The sequence below is a fragment of the Kitasatospora sp. NPDC101235 genome (genome assembly GCF_044767505.1).
Lineage (GTDB): Bacteria > Actinomycetota > Actinomycetes > Streptomycetales > Streptomycetaceae > Kitasatospora.
Map to the genome: position 1 here is coordinate 1 of NZ_JBIWNZ010000017.1, position 23,143 is coordinate 23,143.

The 23,143-nt window shown below is 72.4% G+C and carries 17 protein-coding genes and 3 pseudogenes; 16 read left to right on the forward strand and 4 right to left on the reverse strand.

Translation table 11 applies throughout. The features are described from left to right. Positions 1–529 precede the first annotated feature (529 nt). From ACIRRH_RS25885 to ACIRRH_RS25905, 5 genes and pseudogenes are all read left to right on the forward strand, one after another. Positions 530–892, forward strand: coding sequence for an ATP-binding protein (locus ACIRRH_RS25885; RefSeq protein WP_403071847.1), 363 nt, complete (start codon positions 530–532; stop codon positions 890–892). Next, the gene (locus ACIRRH_RS25890; RefSeq protein WP_403071850.1) at positions 889–1,128 is read left to right on the forward strand and encodes a hypothetical protein; all 240 of its coding nucleotides are present in this window, start codon (positions 889–891) and stop codon (positions 1,126–1,128) included. The genes ACIRRH_RS25885 and ACIRRH_RS25890 overlap by 4 nt, the downstream gene beginning before the upstream one ends. Beyond that, positions 1,128–1,301, forward strand: coding sequence for a hypothetical protein (locus ACIRRH_RS25895; RefSeq protein ID WP_403071853.1), 174 nt, complete (start codon positions 1,128–1,130; stop codon positions 1,299–1,301). The genes ACIRRH_RS25890 and ACIRRH_RS25895 overlap by 1 nt, the downstream gene beginning before the upstream one ends. A 40-nt stretch (positions 1,302–1,341) precedes the next feature. Beyond that, positions 1,342–1,587 (forward strand): annotated as a pseudogene (locus tag ACIRRH_RS25900) (ATP-grasp ribosomal peptide maturase); the annotation flags it as partial. Further along, positions 1,584–2,493 (forward strand): annotated as a pseudogene (locus tag ACIRRH_RS25905) (rRNA adenine N-6-methyltransferase family protein). The pseudogenes ACIRRH_RS25900 and ACIRRH_RS25905, both read left to right, overlap by 4 nt. A 65-nt stretch (positions 2,494–2,558) precedes the next feature. Here ACIRRH_RS25905 and ACIRRH_RS25910 read toward each other — a convergent pair. Then, positions 2,559–5,108, reverse strand: coding sequence for a DUF262 domain-containing protein (locus tag ACIRRH_RS25910; RefSeq protein ID WP_403071856.1), 2,550 nt, complete (start codon positions 5,106–5,108; stop codon positions 2,559–2,561). Between the two features lie 161 nt (positions 5,109–5,269). Here ACIRRH_RS25910 and ACIRRH_RS25915 point away from each other — a divergent pair, with 161 nt between their 5' ends. Genes ACIRRH_RS25915 through ACIRRH_RS25925 form a run of 3 tightly spaced genes read left to right on the forward strand, consistent with a single transcriptional unit; the run spans position 5,270 to position 8,540 of the window. Further along, complete coding sequence (locus ACIRRH_RS25915) at positions 5,270–5,539, forward strand: hypothetical protein (protein WP_403071859.1); 270 nt, start codon at positions 5,270–5,272, stop codon at positions 5,537–5,539. Further along, on the forward strand, positions 5,532–6,125 hold the full coding sequence (locus tag ACIRRH_RS25920; protein ID WP_403071862.1) for a DUF6879 family protein: 594 nt from the start codon (positions 5,532–5,534) through the stop codon (positions 6,123–6,125). Before ACIRRH_RS25915 ends, ACIRRH_RS25920 begins: the two co-directional genes overlap by 8 nt. A 15-nt stretch (positions 6,126–6,140) precedes the next feature. Then, positions 6,141–8,540, forward strand: coding sequence for an ATP-binding protein (locus ACIRRH_RS25925; protein WP_403071864.1), 2,400 nt, complete (start codon positions 6,141–6,143; stop codon positions 8,538–8,540). A 1-nt stretch (position 8,541) separates the two neighbouring features. Here ACIRRH_RS25925 and ACIRRH_RS25930 read toward each other — a convergent pair whose 3' ends face one another. Beyond that, a complete protein-coding gene (locus ACIRRH_RS25930) occupies positions 8,542–9,462 on the reverse strand; it encodes a methionyl-tRNA formyltransferase (RefSeq protein WP_403071867.1) in 921 nt (306 codons plus the stop codon). Between the two features lie 228 nt (positions 9,463–9,690). On the opposite strand from ACIRRH_RS25930, the gene ACIRRH_RS25935 reads away from it, so the two are divergent. The 5 genes from ACIRRH_RS25935 to ACIRRH_RS25955 all read left to right on the forward strand — a co-directional run bounded on the left by ACIRRH_RS25935 (position 9,691) and on the right by ACIRRH_RS25955 (position 18,162). Next, positions 9,691–11,133, forward strand: a complete 1,443-nt coding sequence (locus ACIRRH_RS25935) for a glyceraldehyde-3-phosphate dehydrogenase (RefSeq protein ID WP_403071870.1) — start codon at positions 9,691–9,693, stop codon at positions 11,131–11,133. A gap of 133 nt (positions 11,134–11,266) precedes the next feature. Further along, the gene (locus ACIRRH_RS25940; protein ID WP_403071873.1) at positions 11,267–12,070 is read left to right on the forward strand and encodes a hypothetical protein; all 804 of its coding nucleotides are present in this window, start codon (positions 11,267–11,269) and stop codon (positions 12,068–12,070) included. A 139-nt stretch (positions 12,071–12,209) separates the two neighbouring features. Next, positions 12,210–13,250, forward strand: coding sequence for a hypothetical protein (locus ACIRRH_RS25945; protein WP_403071876.1), 1,041 nt, complete (start codon positions 12,210–12,212; stop codon positions 13,248–13,250). A gap of 47 nt (positions 13,251–13,297) precedes the next feature. Continuing rightward, positions 13,298–15,169, forward strand: coding sequence for an HSP90 family protein (locus tag ACIRRH_RS25950; RefSeq protein WP_403071879.1), 1,872 nt, complete (start codon positions 13,298–13,300; stop codon positions 15,167–15,169). Further along, positions 15,169–18,162: a hypothetical protein gene (locus ACIRRH_RS25955; protein WP_403071882.1), complete on the forward strand. Its 2,994-nt coding sequence runs from the start codon at positions 15,169–15,171 to the stop codon at positions 18,160–18,162. Before ACIRRH_RS25950 ends, ACIRRH_RS25955 begins: the two co-directional genes overlap by 1 nt. Before the next feature lie 101 nt (positions 18,163–18,263). On the opposite strand, the pseudogene ACIRRH_RS25960 reads toward ACIRRH_RS25955, so the two are convergent. Beyond that, positions 18,264–19,055 (reverse strand): annotated as a pseudogene (locus ACIRRH_RS25960) (carbohydrate-binding protein); the annotation flags it as partial. Positions 19,056–19,107: 52 nt separating this feature from the next. Then, on the reverse strand, positions 19,108–20,004 hold the full coding sequence (locus ACIRRH_RS25965; RefSeq protein ID WP_403071885.1) for a LysR family transcriptional regulator: 897 nt from the start codon (positions 20,002–20,004) through the stop codon (positions 19,108–19,110). A 151-nt stretch (positions 20,005–20,155) separates the two neighbouring features. Between ACIRRH_RS25965 and ACIRRH_RS25970 the strand changes: the two genes are divergently transcribed. The 3 genes from ACIRRH_RS25970 to ACIRRH_RS25980 all read left to right on the forward strand — a co-directional run bounded on the left by ACIRRH_RS25970 (position 20,156) and on the right by ACIRRH_RS25980 (position 23,128). Further along, the gene (locus ACIRRH_RS25970; RefSeq protein ID WP_403071888.1) at positions 20,156–21,079 is read left to right on the forward strand and encodes a DMT family transporter; all 924 of its coding nucleotides are present in this window, start codon (positions 20,156–20,158) and stop codon (positions 21,077–21,079) included. A gap of 76 nt (positions 21,080–21,155) precedes the next feature. Further along, positions 21,156–22,472: a sensor domain-containing protein gene (locus ACIRRH_RS25975; RefSeq protein ID WP_403072307.1), complete on the forward strand. Its 1,317-nt coding sequence runs from the start codon at positions 21,156–21,158 to the stop codon at positions 22,470–22,472. Continuing rightward, positions 22,457–23,128, forward strand: a complete 672-nt coding sequence (locus ACIRRH_RS25980) for a response regulator (RefSeq protein ID WP_403071891.1) — start codon at positions 22,457–22,459, stop codon at positions 23,126–23,128. The genes ACIRRH_RS25975 and ACIRRH_RS25980 overlap by 16 nt, the downstream gene beginning before the upstream one ends. Positions 23,129–23,143: the final 15 nt, after the last annotated feature.

Here is a 23,143-nt window from a genome sequence, read left to right on the forward strand (position 1 = left end):
CGTCGCCAAGTGACCGCGCAAGCGGCCTTTTCCCCCTGAACGCCTGGCCACGGCCCTCGCCGACGGCCTACGGGAGATAGCACGCCACCTGCTGCCCCCGCGCCGCAGACGCTCCAACGCACGCGTCGTCAAACGCAAGATGTCCAACTTCGGCGTCAAACGCGCCAAGCACCGCCTCTGGCCACAGCCCACCCGGAACCCCACCGAAGCCGTCAGCATCGCCCCGCACTACCGCACCGCTCCCACCAACCCACCGACCAAGGCTCTACAAGGCAGAACCTTAAGTCACTGGTATTGGTCCTAGAGGGAACATTCCAGATCCATGGAAAATTTCTCATGGATCCGCGATACCGTCGATGCAGATCGATCCGACGGAGCGTCAGTAACGTCTGCCTCCCGGGCAGTAGGCGCCTCCTGCCCTCGCACCGCAGAGCAGCCATGCGCGGCATCAACCAGCCGCGCCCTGGCCTGGCTCACGGCGACGCATCCGTCGTCACCTCTCCCACACCACAGCCTCACGGAGGTTCCCGTGTGCACCCGTAACACCCCCTCGCTCGACCTCTCCCGCCAGTCCCTCCGGGACACCCTGACCCGCTACGGCTGGGACCCCGAGACGATCTTCAACGCCGAGCTCGCCCTCATGGAGCTCCTCGTCAACGCCTGGCGGCACGGCAACACCGCCTGCCCCGTCGTCTTCTACTCCCTCCTCGGCGGCACCCTCCGGGTCACCGTCTCCGATGAGAACGACGCGCTCCCGGAGCAGCGGACCCCCGCCGACTTCGCCGAGAGCGGTCGGGGCCTCCAGCTCGTCGAGGGCCTGACCCACCGCTGGGGCATCGACCCCCAGAAGCGCGGCAAAACCGTCTGGTACGAGCTGGACACCCTCGCGTGACCCGCGAACCCGCCGCACCGGACGACCCCCGGATGCGCGACTACACCGCCCCGCACATCACGGCCCTCCTGGGCGAACTGCATCGACGCGGAATGCCGTACGGACTCCTCTGGGGCTCCGCCTCGGCCGGCGAGTCCACCCTCGACGGCCGCATCCTCGTCGACTTCGGCAACGCGCCCGTGAGCACTCTGCTCAACCTCCTCCATCTCCTCCGCGACATCGAGGGGAGCGAGTGATGCGATCCGGCCCCGGCGCCTTCCTGGTCGGCGCCGCCTTCACCGTCCTCCTCGCGCTCGCGTTCGCCACCGTCGCCCTGGGTGCCATCACCGCCCTCAGGATGCCCGGGTCGGAGGAGCCCGCCGAGCCCGAACCCAGCCACGACAACCCGACCCGGCGTATACCCGCCTGACCCGCCCGCCGCGCGTGGCCGAGCCGAGTCCCCAACTCGGCGCAGGGACTACAGCGCGCTGACTTACAGCGTCGTCGATCTGCCGGACCGGCTGGCCATGGCCCTGGTGGCGTACCTGGAGCACTTCGGCCTGGCGTCAGGCAGCTTCGACCTCGCCGTCGATCGCGCGGGTGACTACCGGTGGCTTGAGCTGAATCCGAACGGGCAGTGGGGTTGGCTGGAGGACGAGACCGGCCTGTCGTTGACCGCCGCCTTCGCCGACCTTCTCACCCAAGGAGGACCATGACTCCGGACACCACGGCCGAGCGTCGCGCGCTCGCCGACCGCCTCGAGCTGAACGGCGACCTGACCAGCCCGGCCTGGAGAGCGGCGGTGGAGACCGTTCCGAGAGAACTGTTCCTCCAGCCCGGGGTGTTCCTGCCCACCGACGACGGCCGGTGGCAGCCGGTGACCGCGCGCGGCGCCGACCCGAAGGAATGGGTGGACATCGCTTACAGCGACCAGTCACTCGTCACTCAGCTCGACGGGCACCTGACTGCCGACCAGATCGCTGAGCCGGTGCGTGGCTTCCCGACATCGTCCTCCACCATCCCGGCGACCGTGGTCGGCATGATCGAGGCTCTGGACATCGAGGACGGCCAATCCGTCCTGGAGGTGGGAACCGGGACGGGGTACTCGACCGCGCTGATGTGCCACCGGCTCGGCGAAGACCAGGTCACCACCGTCGAGGTGGACCCCGATGTGGCCGCCCGGGCGGACGCCGCGCTGGAGACCGCCGGTTACTCGACCTGGACCGTGACCGGGGACGGTCTGCTCGGACAACACCGACACCGAACGGCACACTTCGATCTCCCCGCAACTGCTGGAGGAGTGGACACCGGCCTTCCTCGCCCAGCTCGCCGCACCGGGCGCCCAGCTGGTCAAGGCCATCGCCGACGGCGGCGAGCAGACGGTGTACCTGTTCGACGTCGAGCGGGAGTCCTTCGCTCAGCTCGGCGACAGCGGCGACGGCTGGACCGTGCGCCAAGGCGGTCCCGTCGCGTTGTGGGACGCCATCGAGGGCGCGCTCACCGCCTGGCAGGAAGCCGGACGGCCGGACGTCAGCGCCGTCCGCCTCCAGGTCACGCCCCGGGCGCATGCCTACTGGATCGGTGACGAGCCCGCTCTGCGATGGGAACACCGCCTTGCCTGACGGCATCCGCGCCGCGCGCGGCCGAGCCGAGTCACCAACTCGGCTCGGCAGCGCGGCGATCCGGCTCAGGCGCGTTGCGCGAGCTCCAGCGCGGCCGTGTGGATGAACCACTCCAGCACCGCGCGGATCTCCTCCGGGTGATCGGCGAACACCTGGAGCGGGAACGAGGGCCGGAGGTCCAGCTTCGCCTCCGACAGCTCGATCCCGTCGATCTCGTTCAGCCGCCGCAGCAGCTCCCGCCGCACCTCGGTGTCGTCGAACGGACTGCGGTCCTTCAGGTACTGGAAGACCACCTCCGCCGTCCCCGACACCGGGTAGATCGCGAGCGGCCACAGCAGGTGCGGTTGCGAGGCGGTTCCGGTGTCGAGCATCGGGAAGCAGCTGGTCTCCTCGGAGCGGCCGTACTCGAAGTGACCGCCCTGCTGCTGCCAGAAGTACATGGCGGCCTGCACATGAGCCTTCAGGATAGGGGACTGGTTCTCTTCCAGTTGGGACCGGAAACGCTCCGCCGCCACGGCGTTCTCTGGGTCGGGCAGCGGGTCATGCTGGCTGTCCGCCGAGATGTCGCGGCCGAGCAGGGTGGCGAGTTCGGGAGCGGTCAGTCGACACGGGCGGTGTGCGCGGCCGGCCTCGTCGAAGGGCACGCCCTCCTGCTCCAGGATCTCCTGCGGGGTCTCGGTCCGCTCGTCGTCGAGCCAACGGAAGCCGGGGGAGACCCGGCCGTCCGAGTTCAGCACCCGGTACGCGCCGACCACCCCGGGCTTGGTGGCCAGGTGGTTGCCGACGCCGATCGCGTGGAGGCCGATCAGCTCCCCGATGTCGCCGTACGTGGTCCAGGTGCCGCTGGGCATCGCGACAAGAGCCGCCCGCAGGTCCGCCCAGCCCGGCCATTCGTCGCCGACCGTCTTCACCGCTCCGAGGGGAGACGGCCACAGGCCGATGGCCCGTTCGGCAAGCCGGTCGGCGCGGGCCAGGATCTCCGCCTTGCCCCAGCCCTCGGCGGCGGCGATCTCCTGGTTCATCCGCAGCGCGCTCGCATCGAGGAGCTGCTGCTTTCGCTCGAACGGGTGGTTGGAGAGCTTGGAGTTCTCGCCCGACAGCGTCAGATTCCCGAGGGTGTGCACCAGCAGGTCGTGCAGCTCCTTCGGGCTCTGCCCGTCCTCCGTCTCCTCGGCGAGCAGATCGAACCACGCCTGCGGCGGACGCTGCGGCAGCACGTGCTCGATCGTGAGCGCTGCCTTCTCGAAGTCCACCGGCTCGCTCGCCGCGTGGCTCTCCTCCAGCCGCCGCAGCACGTGGAAGCGCTGGGTGGAACGCCCGCTCCAGTAGAACGGCTTGGTACGGATGGCCGCGCGCAGGTCCTCGTCCGAGGGCCACTTGCGGCGAGGGCCGGAGAGCAGCCGGCGTACGGCCTCGGCGGGGGAGCGGTCCGTCTCCAGCTCCCTGGGGGCGTCCATGAAGATCCGGTTGAGGTTGTTCGTCGGAACCTGGCAGATCATCCGGCGCACCAGGTACGACTCGACGTAGCCCAGCGCCTCGGCTGCTTCCTCCGCCGTGGCTCGTTCGGCTTCGACCAGGTCGAGCAGGTGGAGCGCGAGCGGGTAGTGCGTCTGCCCACCCCAAGCCCCGAGCCGCTCAAGCGCGTTGCGCAGCGCGCCCGAGCTTTCGAGCTCGGGATTCAGGATGCGGCGCAGTCGCTTTCCGCGCTCGGCGAGCAGCTGGATCTCCCGCTGCAACGCCTCCTCGTCGTTCTTGAGGCCGTCCAGCCGCTTCTGCTGTTCGCGGTAGATCTCGCTCTGCTTGGCCTTGCCGTGTCCGCGCACCACCAGGTCGAGCCAGACCAGGAGTTCGAGGTTCTTCGGTCCGAGTTCCTGCTGCATCGGCAGCCACAGCTCCCGGTACACCCGCTCGCCGCGCTTCGGCAGCAGGCTGAAGACGTAGTTGCGCAGCAGGTCGCTCTGGCTGAGGCCGACGCCGGTGTTGTTGATCGACTCGAAGATCCGGTAGACGTTGTCGCCGTCCTGGGCGGTGATCTCGACGATCGACAGCAGGTCCTTGAGGACGGTCTCGACGGCGACAACCCAGTCGGCGCCGTGCTCGTCCGCGCCCTGGGCCAGGGCGCCCAGGAAGAAGCGGTACGCGGTGCCGATGTTGCCGGCGCCGCCGGCCTTCGGCGAGGACTCCACACACGCGGTGTAGCCCTCCCGGTCGGCCTGGGTGGGCAGGAGGCGGTAGTGGTCGAGTTCCTCGTGGAACTCGTTGACCAGGATCTGCCGGTGCACCCGGTCGGCGGCGCGCTCGGCCCCGGTCGTCTTGTAGTGGTCGCGCAGTGCGGTGAAGGCGAGCATCAGCGTGGTGAGCCGCTGCTGGCCGTCGACCACCAGCCAGCGCTGGACGCCGCCGGCCTGGATGTGGCCGGGCGCGAGGACGACGGAGCCGAGGAAGTGGGCAGCCGGCGCCCTGCCGCCGGTGTGCTCTTCCACCAGCTCGGACACGTCGTCCCAGAGCTGCTGCAGCTGCGGTCGCTCCCAGCTGTACGTCCGCTGGTAGAGCGGCACCTGGAACTGCTTCTCGCCCTGCACCAGTTTGAGGAACGTGATCTCCTGCGCCCGCATGACTCCCCTTCAGCCGGTCGTGCACGGAACCGCGTGTCCGGCACCGGCCGACAGCGTACGGGCGTGGGGCGGCAGTTGGCCCAGGCGGATGCATTGACGTAGAGCTGAGTGGATTTGTACGGTGTGTAGCCGACCGCTCACGCAACCTTTCTGGAGGCATGATGAGTCAGCCCTGGGGCGCTGATCCGGACGCAGTGCTGACTCGGCGCCTGGGCAAGTCACCGGCCGAGCTGGGTACTACAGGCGATCGGGATGGTTGCCCTGACATCTGGGAGCTCGACAACGGGGACATCGCGGTCATCGGCCGGGACCTGACCGAGGTCTACCGGCCTGGACTCCCTGAGGGCGCGGCGATCAACGAGCGCGAGCGGCTCGTGGTGATCCCTCGGATCACGCTGCTCTCCGCAAAGGCGGACCTGCCTGATGCGTGACCTCCTCGGTGGCGTGTCGGGTGACCGCCTCCCCCAGGCAGAGTACAAAGCAGACTTCCGCCAGCGGGACTTCGCGGTCGATGGCTACGACTCGTGGAAGCTGGAACGCCGCCAGGACTTCCAGCAGCCCGAGGACGCCAGCTGGCGCGCCTATCTGGAGGGGGATCGATCAAAGGCGTGGGAGCTGATCGAGGCCAGGCGTGACGACCTGCTCCAGCTTTCCCGGCTGGCCACCGACCATGCCTGTCGGCTGCTGCGTGTGCGCGTCGTCGAGTTCCCCTTGATTCCCTATCTGGCGTGGGAGCTGGAGGTCTTGAGGGTGCGTGCCCAATGTGGCGAGCTGATCCGTGTGGTCGGCCCCGAGCTGATCGCGCCGTACGAACTTGATAGGCCGCTCCCGGAGCTCGTCACCCTGGGGCCGGACACCGTCTACGACATCTCGTACGACGAGGCCGGCATCTTGAACGGTGCGACCCGCTACGTGGACCACGCGGCCCGGGATCGAGTCGCGGAGTTCATCTCCCGCCTGTACGACCAGGGCGAGGACATCGAGACCTTCATGGCGCGGCTCCCGGTGGAGCGCTGAGGGGTGGAGCGAGAGGTGCCCGAGGCATCCCCCGGCAGGGTCAGTTCGTCGCTGTCGGGGTCCTCCACCGGGCACGTCGTGCAGGCCCGGGACATTCAAGGGCCGGTCCACATCCACGCCGTGCCACCGAACGCCACTACCCGGCACGGCGAGCCCGTGCCCTGGCAACTTCCCACAGGCGTCCGAGGTTTCGTCAACCGGTCCGTGGAACAAGAGGCCATGGGTCGCCTCCTGGCCGAGCACCCGCCCTCGGCCCAGGTCCTGGTGCTCACCGGCACCGCCGGGGTCGGCAAGACCTCGCTGGCCCTGCACTGGGCGCACGCCGTCCGCGAACGATTCCCGGACGGGCAGCTCTACGCGAACCTGCACGGCTACGATCCGCAGGAGCCGGTGGCTGCCGCACAGGTGCTGGAACGGTTCCTGCGTGCGCTCGACGTGCCTGCGGCGGCGATACCGACCGACCCTGAGGCCATGGCATCCACCTACCGATCCCTGGTGGCGGGTCGCCGGATGCTGATCGTCCTGGACAACGCCTCAAGCGCCGCCCAGGTCCGCCCGCTGCTGCCCGGCGTTCCGGGGTGCCTGGTCGTGGTGACCAGCCGGCACCGTCTCTCGGGTCTCGGCGTGCGCGAGGGAGCCCGGCACCTGACCTTGGAGGTGCTGGCGGAGCATGACGCCGTCGAGCTGCTGCAAGAGGTCACGGCGGACTACCGCAACGGGGACGATCCGGACGAGCTCGCGCAGTTGGCGCGGCTCTGTGCCCGCCTGCCGCTTGCCCTGCGCATCGCGGCCGAACGCGCGGCCGGCCGGCCGCGGATGCTGTTGAACGACCTGATCCAGGACCTTCGCGACGAGTCCAGCCTGTGGGATGCGCTGTCCAGTGAGGACGAGGAGGAGTCGGAGGCGGTTCGTTCCGTCTTCGCCTGGTCGTACCGGGCCTTGCCCGCCGACGCGGCGCGGCTCTTCCGCATGCTCGGCCTCCACCCGACCGGCGAGTTCAGTGTTGCGGCTGCCGCAGCACTGGTCGCCGGCACCGTCCGGCAAACGGGCCGTCTACTCGATGGGCTCGTCGCGGGCCACATGGTGGAGCAGACCGCGCCGGACCGCTACCGGTTCCACGACCTGCTGCGCGCGTACGCCGTCGACCAGGTGAGGCGTGAGCAGGAGCCGGAGGAGAGCGAGCGGGCAGTCCGGCGGGTGCTGGCCTGGTATCTCCACGCGGCCGATGCGGCTCAGGCACACATCGCTCCCCACGAGCCCCGTGTCGCGCTTGCGCCACTCGACTCCGAGGTGGAGCCCGTGGCCTTCGGCGATGAAGCTGCCGCGAGGGGGTGGTTCGAGGCGGAGCGCGAGAACCTCGCGTCGGCAACGCGGACTGCGGCCGCTCTGGGCCTGGATTCGTATGTCTGGCAGCTCGCCGTCGTCCTCCGAGCCTTCTACATGCAACGCAACACCTTCCAGGACTGGTTCGCGACCTCCCGCCTGGGCCTGGAGGCCGCAGGGCGCGGCAACGATCGGCACGCGCAGGCGGAGCTGCACGAGAGCCTGGGCATGGCGTACACCCAGTCCAGTCGCCTCGATCAGGCTGCCGAACAGTACGAGGCAGCACTGGCCATCCGCCGTGAGCTCGACGACCCGGCAGGCGAAGCGCTGACCCTCAACGGACTCGGCCTTCTCCGGTTGCGCAGACACCAACTGCCCGACGCTCAGGAGGCTTTCGAGAGAGCGCGTGCCTTGTTCCAGGCCCTCGGCGACACCTACTGGGAGCCGAGGACAGCGGTCAACCTCGCCGAGGTCCAAGCGGCGCTCGGCCGACTCGCGGACGCGGAGCGGGTGGCGCGCGCAGGCCTGGAGTCGTTCCGCGAGGTGGCCGACCGCCGGGCCGAGGGCAACGCACTGCGCATCCTCAGCCGGATCCAGCTCGAAGGCGAGCGGACGGACGAGGCGCTGGACAGTGCCCGGCACGCGGTCGACCTCGCGGTGGACCTCAACAGCGCCGTCGCGGAAGCGTACTGGCTGACGCAGCTCGGACACACCCAACGCGTGGCGGGCCGACTCGCCGATGCCCTCGCCTCCTACCAGCGTTCCGCCGTCCTGCAACGCAGCCTCGGTGACCGCAGTCGCGAAGCACTCGCCTGGGACGGTGCCGGCCTGACGTACCTCGAACTCGGCCAAGCCCAGGAAGCGAGCGAGTTCCACCGTCGTGCCATCGCCGTACACCGCGACCTGGGCGACCGGTGGCAGTGGGCGGAGGCCCTCTGCCACCTCGCCGAGGCGCTGGAGGCCATGGGCGAGGCGGCGGACGTCGTGCGGGAGCACAGGCGCGAGGCGTTGACACTGCTCGGCGGCTTCACCGACCCGTCCGCGCTGCACCGGCGTGACCGGTTGACGAGCGCCTTGGGTGAGGGTGCCTGAGTCAGCCCGCGGAGAGCCAGACGTCCCGAGCCGGGACGGGGACCGATTCCACGATCCACAGCGGGCCGTCCGCGCACTCCATGCGTACACCGTCACCGGGTTCGACACGGGACTTGAGGACGGCCACCCAGCGGCCGTCGACAACGGCGAGGGGACCGGGGACGGGGAACAACCCGACCCGGAAGGTGCGGACGAGGTCGTGAACGTCACGGCGGCTCGCCGACCAGTCGATGACCGCGCACAGCGGCCCCATCAGGCCCTCGTAGGTCGCACCGTCCCGGTCCTGAGGAGTGCCCGGGTGCCCGCCGGCGGCCAGCTCCAACGCTTCCGGGAGAAGTTCGCGCGAAAGGGCCTGGATCTCCGCGAACACGCTGTCGCCGTCCAGGTCATCCGGCAGGACGACGCCTCCGCGCTGGACGAGAATTCGTCCGGTGTCGAACGATTCGTCCATCCAATGGATCGTCACGCCGGTCTCGGGATCGCCGTGCCGAACGGCCCAGTGGATCGGCATCGGTCCGCGATGGCGCGGCAGCAGGGAGGGGTGGACGTTCAGCACACCGAGGCGCGGAACGCGCAGGACCTCGGCCGGCAGCTTCCACGGGAACCCGTTGCAGACCACCAGGTCCGGTCGGTAGCCGGACAAGGCATGTGCCAGGCCGGCGGTGCTGTGCGGCAGCAGCAGATCGACCCCCGGTGGCAGTTGCGAAAGAACGTCGCCGACCGCTGCTCCTGCCGCGGATGCGGCGCACACGTAGGCGACGGTCTCATGGCCCGCCTCGGTGCACGGGGCCTGGAGGTTGGCGAACCCTTTCGCGCCGTAGGACATGAGAACGATCCGTAAGCGGTTCTGCACTGTGCCTCTCCTGCCTGGTTCTCGACGGACGTGCCGGCGCCGTGCGGTACGCCGGCCGCCTGCGGTCATTCTCCCGAAGGGGCGGTTCGCGTCGGTCCCCGACGGGTCGAGGGCCTCGTCCGTATCGGCACTCGCCGGCCCCTGCCCAGGGTGGCGGTGATCACCTTCGGGGGTGGGATGGGGGGGAACGCGCAGGTCGGGGGCTCGGGCGGGGTGGGCCGGGGAGGGACCGGCGGTCGGGGCGCGGGCGGGCGAAGCTACCATGTGGGCAACACCCTCAGCTCGAAAGATGGACTTGTGACTGTCAACGACGACGTGTTCACGGACTGGAAGAACCGCGAGGAGATCGCGGAGTCGATGATCCCGATCATCGGGCGGCTGCACCGGGAGAAGGACGTCACCGTCCTGCTCCACAGCCGGTCCCTGGTGAACAAGTCGGTGGTCAGCATCCTCAAGACGCACCGCTTCGCCCGGCAGATAGCCGGCGAGGAGCTCTCGGTCACCGAGACCATGCCGTTCCTGGAGGCGCTGACCACCCTGGACCTCGGCCCCTCGCAGATCGACCTCGGGATGCTCGCCTCGACCTACCGGGCGGACGACCACGGCCTGTCGGTGGAGGAGTTCACCGCCCAGGCCGTCGCCGGTGCCACCGGTGAGAACAAGCTGGAGCGCCGGTCCGCGCAGGACGTCGTGCTGTACGGGTTCGGCCGCATCGGCCGCCTGGTCGCCCGCCTGCTGATCGAGAAGGCGTCCGGCAACGGTCTGCGGCTGAAGGCCATCGTCGTGCGCAACGGCGGCGGCGACGACCTGGTCAAGCGCGCCTCGCTGCTGCGCCGGGACTCGATCCACGGCCAGTTCCAGGGCACGATCACCGTCGACGAGGCGAACAACAAGATCGTCGTCAACGGCAACGAGATCACGGTGATCTACTCCGACGACCCGACCAAGGTCGACTACACGGAGTACGGGATCAAGGACGCGATCCTGATCGACAACACCGGCAAGTGGCGCGACCGCGAGGGCCTGTCCAAGCACCTGCGCCCCGGCATCGCCAAGGTCGTGCTGACCGCCCCGGGCAAGGGTGACGTGCCGAACATCGTGCACGGCGTCAACCACGACATGATCAAGCCGGACGAGCAGATCATCTCCTGCGCCTCCTGCACCACCAACGCCATCGTCCCGCCGCTGAAGGCGATGGAGGACGAGTACGGCGTGGTCCGCGGCCACGTGGAGACCGTCCACTCGTTCACCAACGACCAGAACCTGCTGGACAACTACCACAAGGCCGACCGTCGCGGCCGCTCGGCGCCGCTGAACATGGTGATCACCGAGACCGGTGCCGCCTCGGCCGTCGCCAAGGCCCTGCCGGACCTCAAGGCGAAGATCACCGGCAGCTCGATCCGCGTGCCGGTGCCGGACGTGTCCATCGCGATCCTGAACCTGCAGCTGAAGCGCGAGACCAACCGCGAGGAGGTCCTCGACTACCTGCGGGACATCTCGCTGACCTCGCCGCTGAAGCGTCAGATCGACTTCACCGACTCGCCCGACGCGGTCTCCAGCGACTTCATCGGCTCGCGCCACGCCTCGATCGTGGACGCCGGCGCGACCAAGGTCGAGGGCGACAACGCGATCCTGTACCTGTGGTACGACAACGAGTTCGGCTACTCGTGCCAGGTCGTCCGGGTCGTGCAGTACATCTCGGGTGTCGAGTACCCGACCTTCCCGGCTCCGGCGGTCTGATCCACCGGTAGGGCAGGACGACCGAGCAGTACGGCGGGGCGGTGACCGGGGCGGTCACCGCCCCGCCGGTGTTCGGCAGCGGGGCGGTCGCTATCTTGAGGGGTCACTGACAGGCCTAGGGAGGGCGATGGGGATGGGTGGTCGGCGGGTGCTCGCCGCGGTGGCGGCGGCCGGAGTGCTGACGGGCGTGCTGTCCGGGTGCTCCTCCGGGGGGTCGAAGAGCGCCGGCGCGGCGGAGTCTGCGGCCTCGTCCGCGGCGAGCCCGGCGGCGGGGACGACTGCGGCGGGTACGGCTGCGGCGTCCGCCTCCGCTCCGGCCGGGGGCGCGCCCGACCCGGCGGCGCCCTCCGCGCCCGGGGCGGGTTCGGCGCCCGCCTCCGCGCCGGCCCCGGCCGCGGCGGAAGCGCCTCGCGGGGACCTGGAGACGGCGCTGCTGGACGACAAGGTGGTCGGGCAGGTGCTGCCGGACGCCAAGGCGATGGCCGGGTGGGAGGAGGAGAAGCGCAGGGTCGACACCGCCGACCACAAGGTCACCTGCACCGGTGCCGCCGCCGCCTCCTGCGCCGGCAAGCCGTTGAGCGGGTCGGTCCGGTTCTCCTCGGGGGACGTGGTCGTCCGCTTCCTGGTGGACACCCTGCCCAGCCGGGACGCGGCGGCGCAGCGGCTGAAGGAGAACTACGCCTCGTACTCCGCGGGGCCGTTCAAGAAGGTCGACACCCCGGCGCTGGGCAGCGAGAGCCAGGCCTTCCAGGGGCCGCTGGCCGAGGGCGAGGGCGTCGGCATCGTGGTGCGCTCGGGCACCGTGGTGGCGAGCGTGACCAGCGAGGGCGGTCCGGTGGACGTGGCCGCGACGCGGAAGTTCGCGGTGATGCTGGTCAAGCGGATCGAGCAGGCGCAGAGCGGCAAGGCGCCGGACGCCGGGCTCGGCGTGGGCTGAGGGCCCGCTGCTCCCTCCCCCCGCGCGGGCCGGGGCGCTGGGCTGGGCAAACGGATGTCAGTCGACCGTGATATGTACCTATCTCGTGGCCATCGTGCGGCCATGCGAAAGATGCCGATGACGTTCGAGGGGGCCAGACATGCCGCTGTTCCGACGCCGCTCCGGCGGGGAGGGCGCGCAGGACCGGGCCGGGCGGCGCGGGTTCGGCTTCGGCCGCCGGGGCGCCGGATCGCCCGCCGCCACCGGCAGCGCCGAGCCGCGGCTCGACCCGACGTACGGGGACGAGTCGGCGCGCCTGGCGCTCCGGCAGGCCGCCGCCGGGGACTGGGCCGCGCTGCGCCCCACGCTGGCCGCCGCCGACGGCGCTGAGCTGTCCTTCCTCGTCGGGGCGATGTCCGACGTGCCCCGGGTCGAGCAGTGGACGTCCCGCGCGCTGGCCGACACCCCGGACGACACCCTGCTGCTGTTGCTGTCCGGAGCCCGGCACGTCGTCTGGGGCTGGGAGGCCCGGACGGCCGCCCGGGCCAAGGACGTCACCGAGGAGGGGTGGAAGGTGTTCCACCAGCGCCTGGACGTCGCCGAGGAGCAGCTGTTGGAGGCCGCCGAACGCGAGCCGTCCTGGCACGCCCCCTGGAACTTCCTGCAGATGAGCGCCCTGGGAGCCTCACTCGGCCCGGACGTCGCCGCCTGCCGCTTCGAGGCCGCGGTGCGCCGGGCGCCCGGGAACGCCGGCTCGCACCGGATCCGGCTGCAGCAGCTGAGCGCCAAGTGGGGCGGTTCGCACGAGGAGATGCACGAGTTCGCCCGCTCCGCGATGCTCGCCGCCCCCGAGGGCAGCCCCCTCGGCGAGCTGGTGGCACTCGCGCACCTGGAGCAGTGGCTGGCCCTGCCGGACGGAGAGGACCGCGCCTACCTGACCAGCCCGGCCGTGGTGGCCGGGCTCCAGGAGGCGGCCTTCCGGTCCGTCCTGCACCCCGACTTCGTGCCGGTGCGCGGCTGGCAGGCGAGCTTCAACGCCTTCGCGATGGCCTTCTCCCTCGCCGACCAGCCCAAGACCGCGCGCCTGCTGTTCGACGCGCTGGACGGCTGCGTGACCGAGGCGCCCTGGCACTACCTGTCGCGCGATCCGGTCAAGGCCTTCCGTGCCCACCGCGACCGCTGCACCTCGTACTGGCGCTGAGCCGTACCCCGCCACCGTCATCCACCCCGCGATCGAAAGAGCCTCCGGTGTCCCCTACCGACAACCCGACGAGTGCGCACACCTTCCAGGTGGACCTGCGCGGACTGGTGGACCTGCTCTCCCACCACCTCTACTCCAGCCCGCGGGTCTACCTGCGCGAGCTGCTGCAGAACGCGGTGGACGCGATCTCCGCCCGTCACGCCCTCGACCCCGGGGCGCCGGCCACGATCACCGTCCGCGCCGACGACGAGCTGTCCGTCACCGACACCGGCATCGGCCTGACCGAGAAGGACGTCCACACCTTCCTCGCCACCATCGGCCGCAGCTCCAAGCGTGACGCCGACGGCCGGCTCGACGGCGACGGGCTGGCCCGGGCCCGCGGCGACTTCATCGGCCAGTTCGGCATCGGCCTGCTCGCCTGCTTCGTGGTCGCCGACGAGATCACCGTGGTCACCCGCTCCGCCGCCACCCCGGACGCCCCGGCGATCGAGTGGCGCGGCAGCTCCGACGGCAGCTACACCATCCGCACCCTGCCCGCCTCGGCCAAGCCCGAGCCGGGCACCACCGTGACGCTGGCCCCGCGCGCCGACGCCGCCGAGTGGACCCGCCCCGGCCGGGTCCTCACCCTCGCCCGGGACTTCGGCAGCCTGCTGCGCCACGACGTCACCGTGATCGACGCGGGCGGCACCGAGCACCGGGTCAACCGCACCCCGCCGTGGGCCGAGCGCCACGCCTCCCCGCTGGCCAAGCGCGACGCGCTCACCGAGTACTGCCGCGCCGCCTTCGACTTCACCCCGCTCGACACCATCGAGCTGGACCTGCCGCTGGTCGGCCTGCGCGGCGTCGCGTACGTCCTGCCGGACGCCGCCCCGCCCTCGCGCCGCAACGGCCACCGGGTGCACCTCAAGGGCATGCTGCTCTCCGACCAGGCCGACGAACTGCTGCCGGACTGGGCGTTCTTCGTCCGCTGCGTCGTCGACACCGACGGGCCGCGCCCCACCGCCTCCCGCGAGGGCCTGTACGCCGACGAGACGCTGGCCGCCGTCCGGGACGCGCTCGGCGCCCGGATCCGCGACTGGCTGACCGGCCTGTCCGCGAGCGACCCGGCGCTGCTGCACCGCTTCCTGTCCGTCCACCACCTGGCCGTCAAGGAACTCGCCCGCTACGACGACGAGTTGCTGCGGATGATGCTGCCCTGGCTGCCGTTCGAGACCACCGACGGCAACGTCACCCTGGACGAGTTCGCCCGCAGCCACCCGGTGGTGCTGGTGACCCGGACGGTCGAGGAGTTCCGCCAGGTCGCCCCGATCGCCGGCGCCGCCGGGCTCGGCGTGGTCAACGGCGGCTACACGTACGACCACGACCTGGTGCACCGGCTGCCCGAGATCCGCCCCGGTGTCTCGGTCTCCGACCTCGACCCGGGCACCGTCACCGCGCACCTGGACACCGTCGACCCGGCCGTCGAGCTGGCCGCCAACGCCTTCCTGGCGATCGCCCGCGAGGTGGTCGGCCGGTTCGACTGCGACGTCGCGCTGCGCAGCTTCCACCCGACCAACGCGCCCGCCCTGCTGCTCGACAACCGGGAGGCCCGGCACGAGCGCACCCGGGCCCAACTCGCCGACGAGGCGGACGGGTTGTGGGCGGACATCCTCGGCTCGCTGCGCGCCGAGGTGCCCCGTGCCCAGCTGGTGCTCAACCACCTCAACCCGCTGGTGCGCCGCGCCGCCACCGTCACCAACCGCGAGCTGGCCGTCACCGCCGTCGAGGCGCTGTACGGGCAGGCCGTGCTGATGACCCGCCGCCCGCTCAAGGCCAGCGAGTCCGCCCTGCTCAACCGCTCGTTCATCAGCCTGCTCGACCACGCCATGCTCGGCCACGAGGCTGCCGGCTCCGGCCGCGACGGCGGGACGGAGGCGTGATGCTGGACACCCCCGACGCGGTGATGGCCGCGCTGCGCGAGAACGACGCCCGTCCGTACGGCCGGACCAGGACCGTCACGGCCGAGGAACTCGTCGACGCCGCCGAGCAGTTCGACGACACCGGGGTCCGCTCGATGGCCCTGCTGGAGCTGATGGAGGCCTACGAGTACGACGGCGAGCGCAGCAAGGGCCCGGTCGTCTTCGCCCGCATCCTCAAGCTCTGGGACACCGACCCGGACGGCTTCGGCGAGTGGGCCCGGCACCAGGTGTTCTGGCGCTTCAAGTGGGTCGCCGACGCGCTCAAGGACACCCCGGACGTCCCCCTCGCGGCGATCGGACGCTGGCACACCGAGCTGCGCGACCGCTACCGCGCGGCCGGCCACGACCTCCAGCCGTACTACGCCCAGCGCTACCACCTGGCCGTGCAGACCGGCATCGACGTGCAGAACGCCTACGAGCTGTGGGCGGCCCGCCCGCGCTCCGAGCTGAGCGACTGCCACGCTTGCGAGACCCGCGCCCGCGCCCGGCACTTCCTCGCCGCCGGGGACGACGCCCGGGCGCTGGAGGTGCTCGCCCCGGTGCTGGACGGCCGCTCCGGCTGCGAGCAGGAGCCCTACCTCAGCCAGGCCACCGCGCTGCTCGCGCAGCTGCGCCAGGGCCGGCCGGACGAGGCCCGCTCCGGCCACCTCTCCGGCTACCGCCACGCCCGCGGCAAGGCCTCGATGCTGAGCGCGGTCGGCCTGCACATCGAGTTCTGCGCGCTGTCCGGCAACGAGCCGCGCGGCCTGGAGCTGCTCGCCGAGAACCGCGCCCTGTTCACGGTCACCGGCGACCCGGCCGCCCGGCTGGACTTCCTGACCGGCGTGGAGGTGCTGGCGGCCCAGCTCGCCCGGGCCGGCCACGGCGAACTCGCCGTCAGCGGCCCGGCCGGCACGGCCTGGACGGTGGACTCCCTGCTCGCCCACGTGCGCGCCGAGGCCGACGCGCTGGCCGCTCGCTTCGACGCCCGCAACGGCACGGGCGCGGTCGGCGCCGGGCGGCGCGCCCGGCTGGCCGTCGAGCCGCTGCTCGCCGAGCCGCTGGCGCTGGGCGTGCGGGCCGCCGTCGCGCCCGAGCTGTCCGCCGCCCCGGCCGTCGCGCCCGCGCCGCGCCGGCCGGCCGAGCCGGAGCCGGAGGACTTCACCGCCCTCGTGCTGCGGGCCCGCGAGCTGGAGCTGCTCGGCCACCCGGACTCCGACCGGCTGTGGAAGCGGGTCGCCGAGCGCGCCGGGGCCGCAGGCTTCGTCCACCCGGAGAGCGCCGAACTGGGCGGCCCCGAGCGGCTGCGCGCCGAACTCGCCGAGCAGCGTGCCCACGAGGCGCTCCAGCGGGACGCCTACGCCGAGGGCAAGGCCGGGCTGCTGGCCGCCGCCGAGCTGTTCGAGCAGGCGGGGCTGCCGGGGCCAGCGCTGATGTGCCGTACCCGGACGCTGATCGCGGACCTGGACGAGAGCGACGAGGACGGGAGCGGCGGGAACGACGGGAACGAGAGCGACCCGGACGGCAGCGAGGGCGCGGACGGCGAGGACGGCGCGCGCGGCGCCAGGCAGGTCGACTGGGCGGCGCTCGACGCGGCGCTGGTCCGGGCCGAGGAACTGCGCGCCGACGGCGAACTGACCGACGACGACTACCTGATCGTGCTGCAGACCCGCGCCTACGCCGCCCACCACGACCTGGTCGAGGCGGAGCCCGAGCCCACCGCCGAGGTGGCCGAGCGTTTCGAGGCGGCGGTCGGGGCCTACCGGCGGACCGCCGTGGAGCTGGGCTCCGAGCGGCGGGCCGCCACCTCCCGGCAGTACACGGCCGACGCCGCCGCCCGGCAGGGCCGGCTGGCCGAGGCGCAGGCCGAACTGCGCGAGGTGCTCGCCCAGTTGGACGCCGCGGAGCTGCCCTGGCACACCCCGCGGGTGCTCGGCCTGCTGGGCCAGGTGCTGTTGCAGAGCCATGAGCCGGGCCAGGCGGTCGAGGTGTTCCACCGGGCGCTGGCCGAGGCCGTGCGCTGGGGCGACGACTCCTACCCGTACGCGCCGACGTACATGATGCTCGGCCACTCCTGCCTCCAGACGGGCGACCTCGGCGGTGCGGTCCGCGCGCTGTCGGAGGCGGCCGCGCGCTACGACCGCAAGGGCGCCGAGGCGGTCGAGGAGGCCGCCCAGGTGCGCCTGCAGCTGGCCGACGTCCTGCGCGACACCGGCCGGGCGGCGGACGCGGTGGCCGTGCTGGAGTCGGTGCTGCTGGACGCGTCGGCGGCCCGGCTGGACGTGTGGATGCTCGCCCAGACCCGGCTGGACCTCGCCCGGGGCCTGTCCGAGCTGGAGGAGTACCGGGACGCCGCCGAGGAGTACCTGCGGCTGGCCGACCTGGTGGCCGGCTGGGAGGACCAGGAGACCCACACCATGGTCGCCTGCGAGGCCACCCTGGCGCTCGCGCGGGCCGAGCGCTGGGACGCCGCCGAGGCGGCGCTGGCCCGGGCCCGCGAGGCGCACGGCAAGGCGCCGCAGGTGGACCAGCTGGCCGCCACCCTGCGGGAGCTGGCCCGGCTGACGACGCGGGAGCAGGGCGAGGAGGGGCTGGCCGAGGCGCTGGCCCTGCTGGCCGAGGCGGACGCGGTCGGCGTGGCGGCCGAGCAACGCGGCGAGGAGTACAACTCGTGGTACCTGCGCGGCGGTTCGCACTACGAGCGGGCGCGCTCGCTGGCCGTCGCCGGGCGGTACGAGGAGGCGCTCGCCGAGGTCGAGCGGGCCATCCCGGAGTACGAGGCGGGCGGCGGGCAGGCCGAGTCGCCGCGGGCGGAGGCCGTCCGGCTGGCCGCGCTGATCGAGGGCAGCGACCTCGGCCGCACCGAGGCGGCGGTGGCCCGGCTGACCGCCGGCATCGCGCGCTGCGAGGCGGCCGGGCTGCCGGAGGCGGCGGAGGTGCTGGCTGAGCTGCGGGAGCGGTTCGCCGGGGAGTGACCGTGCCGCTGCCGGCCGGGGCCCAGGGGCCGCGAGACCCCGGGCCCCCACCCGCAGCGGAGGAGGTTCCGTCAGCAGGGCCCGTCGTCGGCCCAGACGCCCTACTGGCCACCGGCGCTCGGCACCTCGTTCAGCGTCCACCACTTGGCGTGGTAGGCGTGCCCGCTGTACGAGACCTTGGCGCCGCCGTTGTAGGTGGTGCTCGCGCTCCACGCCGGGGCGGTGCAGGTGCCCGGGGTGGGCACCTGGGTGGTCGGGGTGCCCGGGCCGGTCGGCGAGGAGCTCGGGGTCGTCGTGGGCGGGGTCGCCCCGGCGGACTTCACCGTGTACCCGGTGAAGTCCCAGTCGTTCTGCACCACGCTGGAGCAGGAGCCGGACAGCCCCGGGTCGACGTTGCCCGCGCACTGGCGGTCCCGGTTGACCGACCAGTAGGTGTACCGGGCCAGGCCGTGCGCGGTGGCGAAGTCCAGCACGGTCTGGAAGTCGGACTGGTGGAAGTACGCGGTGGCCTCGTTCCAGCCGAAGGTGGTCTGCAGGATCGCGTTGAACTTCACCAGTGCGTCGGTCTGCGCCGCGGCGCCGTTGAAGCCGCCGTCGAACGGCATGATCGAGTAGTTGTCCGGCGTGAAGCCCTGCGACTTGGCCTCGCCCAGCATCTGGGTGCCGAACCAGCCGGTTCCCGCGTTGGTGCCGGCGGTGGTGATCGAGACGTACAGGCCGGGGTTGTTCTGCTGGAGGATCTTCGCCGCGCCGATCTCGTTGTGGATGGCCGCGGTGTTCTCGTACTCCGGCTCCTCCAGGTCGAAGTCGATCGCCTTGAGGTTGTACTTGGTGATCACCTTCTGGTAGCCGGCGGCAGCCCGCCCCACCGCTTCCCCCTCGCCGGACGCCCCGTCAGGCGCGCAGGTGAATCCACGCGACCCGTGCGGGAGTCGTCGCAGCAGGTCAGACCCCGGCCCCGGCCTTCACCCCGGCCCCGGCCGCCACCCCCGCCAGCAGTCCGCTGACCGCCGGGGACCACGGGCGGCCGGTCGGCCCGGTCAGCGACAGCGTCCGGTGGACGGTGGGCCGGATCGGGACCAGCACGCACTCGGCCGGGAGCATGGTCAGCGCCAGCGCGGGCATCACCGAGACCCCGACGCCCGCGTGCACCATGCCGATCAGGGTGTTCAGGTCGCGGATGCGGTGCCGGGGCGTGAAGCGGGCGCCGGCCCGCCGGTAGGCCTCGCGGATGTGGCGTTCGCAGCCGCCCTCCGAGAGCAGGAAGTCGTCGTCCTCCAACTCGGCTACGTTGATGGCTGGTTGACCGGCGAGCGGGTGGTCGCGGCGCAGCAGCGCGTGCATCGAGTCGGCGCCGAGCGCGACTGCCCCGGGCGGCAGCGGCCCGGCGTCCACCAGCACGGCGGCGTCCACCGTGCCCGCCTCCAGCCAGGCCGCCAGCTCCTCGTCCTCGCCCTCGAAGACCCGGACGGTCACCTGCGGGTAGGCCGCCCGCCAGTCCTGCAGCAGCCCGGGCAGCAGCGCCTGGCAGACGGTGGTCGGCGCCGCCAGCCGTACCGTGCCCGTCGGGCCGCCGGAGTGCCGGGTGGCGATCGCGCGGACGGCGGCGGCCGAGGCGACGGCGGTCCGGGCGTGCGGCAGGACCTGCTCGCCCAGCGGGGTGGGGCGGCACGGGTTTCCGCGCCGCAGCACGGGCGCGCCGAGGCTCCGCTCCAGCGCGGCGACGGCGTGCGAGACCGCGGACTGGCTGATGCCCAGCTCGTCGGCGGCCGCACTGAAGCCGCCGGTGTCGGCGACCGCGACCAGTGCCCTGAGCTGGGCCAGGTTGATGTCCGGGGTCATGAGACTTCCTCATCACGAACGGGCTACCACTTGTTGGACTCATGCTCCGGGCCGGGCCACGCTCTGTCCAGCGACAAGCAACAAGCAACAAGCAACAAGCGACACGCGAACACGCGAACACGCGAGCAGTGCGAGGACGGAGGTGGTGGGGGTGCGGCGCTGGCTGCCGGGCTTCGTGGCCCTGTCGGTGATCTGGGGCGCGAGCTTCGCCCTGATCAAGGTGGCGGTCGACGCGGGGGTGCCGCCGGTGTGGGTGGCGTTGTGGCGCTGCCTGTTCGGTGTCGTCACGCTGTGGGCGATCCTGCTGCTGCGCGGCGAGCGGGCCCCGCGCGATCGGGGGCTGTGGGGGCATTCGGCCGTGGTCGCGGTGCTGCTCAACACCGTGCCGTTCACCCTGTTCTCCTTCGGCGAGACCAGGGTCAGCTCGGTGCTCGCCGGGGTGATGAACGCGACCACCCCGCTGTTCACCCTGCTGTTCGCGGTGCTCACCGTCCCCGAGGAGCGCCACCCGGGCGCCCGTCGGCTGGCCGGCCTCGGGCTCGGCTTCCTCGGCGTGCTCACCGTGCTCGGGGTCTGGCGCGGCCTCGGCGCCGGGGCGACCGCCGGCGCGCTGGCCTGCCTGGCCGCCGCCTGCTGCTACGGCGCCGGCTTCGCCTACCTGCGCCGCTTCCTCTCGGGCCGCCCGGAGTCGGTGACCACCCTCTCCGCACTCCAGATCGGCTGCGCCGCGGCCGAACTGGCCCTGATCGCCCCGGTCGCCGCGGGCGCCCCGCACTGGCCCGGCCCCGCCGCCTCCGCCGCCCTGCTGGTGCTCGGCGCGCTCGGGACGGGCCTGGCCTACCTGTTCAACCTGGGCCTGGTCCGGTCGGCGGGCGCGACGGTGGCCTCCGCGGTCACCTATGTGACCCCGCTGTGGTCCACCGCCCTCGGCGCGGCCTTCCTGCACGAGCCGGTGGGCTGGAACGCCCTGGCCGGCGGCGCGCTGGTGATCGTGTCCGTCGCGCTGACCAGGCCGCGCCGGGCCCGGACCGTGCAGCCGGCCGAGGACCCGAAGGGCCGTCAGCCGGTCGGTTAGGGTGGATCGGGTGAGCGAGGGGAGCAGCGGGCGGACCGGCGCGGGGACCAGCGAGGGGGAGCAGCAGCCGGCGTCCGTGGGCGAGGCGCTGCGGGCGAACCCGCTGCGCTTCCCGATCACCCGCTGGGTGCCGCGCTGCTGGGCGTACCTGCTCGGCGGCGCGCTGTTCGGGCCGGTGCTGCTGGTGGTCCTCGCGGCGTTGCTGGTGCTCGGTGCGGGGCTGTCGGTGGTCGGCGTCGGGCTGCCGGTGCTGCTCGCCCTGGCGCTCGCGGGCATCCCCGCCGCCGCCGTGGCCCGGTGGCGGCTGCGGCTGGTCGAGCCGTTCCCCCCGTCCGACCCGCACCGGAGCCTGCCCGGAGCGGGCCGCCGCGCCCGGATCCGCACCCGGCTGCGCGAGCGGGCCACCTGGCGCGAACTCGCCCACGCCGTGCTCGTCTCGACCGTGCTGGCCACCGCCTCGCTCGGTTTCACCGTGCTGCTGGTGCTCTCCGGCCTGTACGTGATCTCCCCGCTGGTGGTCTGGGCGCTCGATCCGGAGACCGTGATGCTCGTCCCCGGACACGCCGTCGCCGGGCCGCTCGCCGCCCTGCCGTTCAGCGCCGCCGGGCTGGCCGGCCTGCTGCTCTGCGCGTACGCCGGGGCGCTGCTGGTCTGTGCCGAGGTCTCGCTGGCCCGCTTCCTGCTCGGGCCCCGGGAGGACGACCTCGGCCGTCAGGTGCTCGAACTCACCCGCTCCCGCGCGCGGTTGGCCGACGCCTTCGAGGCCGAGCGGCGCCGGATCGAGCGCGACCTGCACGACGGCGCGCAGCAGCAGCTGGTCGCGCTCAGCATGACCCTCGGGCTCGCCGAGTACGAGCTGCGCGGCCGGGAGGGGGCCGGGGGCGGTGGCCGGGAGACCCGCGGCGAGGGCGACCGGGACGCCCGGGCCGCCGAACTCGTCACCCGGGCGCGCGGCGAGGCCCGGCAGGCGCTGGAGCAACTGCGCGAACTGGTGCGCGGCATCCACCCGCAGGTGCTCACCGACCACGGGCTCGCCGCCGCCGTCGACGAGGTCGCGCAGCGCCACCCGATCCCGGTGGCCACCGACATCGAGCTCCCGGAGCGGCTGCCCGCCCCCGTGGAGACCACCGCCTACTTCACCGTCACCGAGGCGCTCACCAATGCGGCCAAGCACAGCGGTGCCACCGCGATCACCGTCCACGGGCGTCTCGCGGGCGGCCGGCTGGTCGTCCAGGTGACCGACGACGGCCGCGGCGGGGCGGACCCGGCCGCCGGGGCCGGACTGGCGGGACTCGCCGACCGGGTGGCACTGCTGAGAGGACGGCTGATGGTGATGAGCCCGACGGGCGGCCCGACGACGCTGCGGCTGGAGGTCCCGTGCTCCGGGTCGTGATCGCCGAGGACGCGGTGCTGCTGCGCGCCGGACTGGTCGAACTCCTTGCGCTCGGCGGCCACCGGGTGACCGCCGCCGTCGGCGACGCCGGGGCGCTGGCCGCGGCCGTGGACGCCGACCGGCCGGACATCGTGGTCACCGACGTCCGGATGCCCCCCGACCACACCGACGAGGGCCTGCGCGCCGCCCTCGCCCTGCGCGAGCGCCACCCGGGCCTGCCCGTCCTGGTCCTCTCCCAGTACGTGGCCACCCCGTACGCGACCCGGCTGCTCGCCGCCGCCGGCGCCCAACCGGCCGGTCTGGGGTACCTGTTGAAGGACCGGGTCGGCGACGTCGCGGACTTCCTGGACGCGCTGCGGCGGGTCGCCGACGGGGAGACGGTGATCGACCCCGAGGTGGTCCGGGTGTTGCTGCGCGGTCAGTCCGCCGACCGCCCGCTGGCCCGGCTCACCCCGCGCGAACGCGAGGTGCTCGCGCTGATGGCCGAGGGCCTCAACAACCAGGCCGTGGCGGGCCGGTTGAGCATCACCGAGGCCTCGGTGGTGAAGCACTGCGGGAACATCTTCACGAAGCTGGACTTGGACCCGACGGAGGGCAACCGGCGGGTGCTCGCGGTGCTGGCGCACCTGCGGGGGAGTGAGCGGCCGGCCGGGTGACGATCCACCCACTTG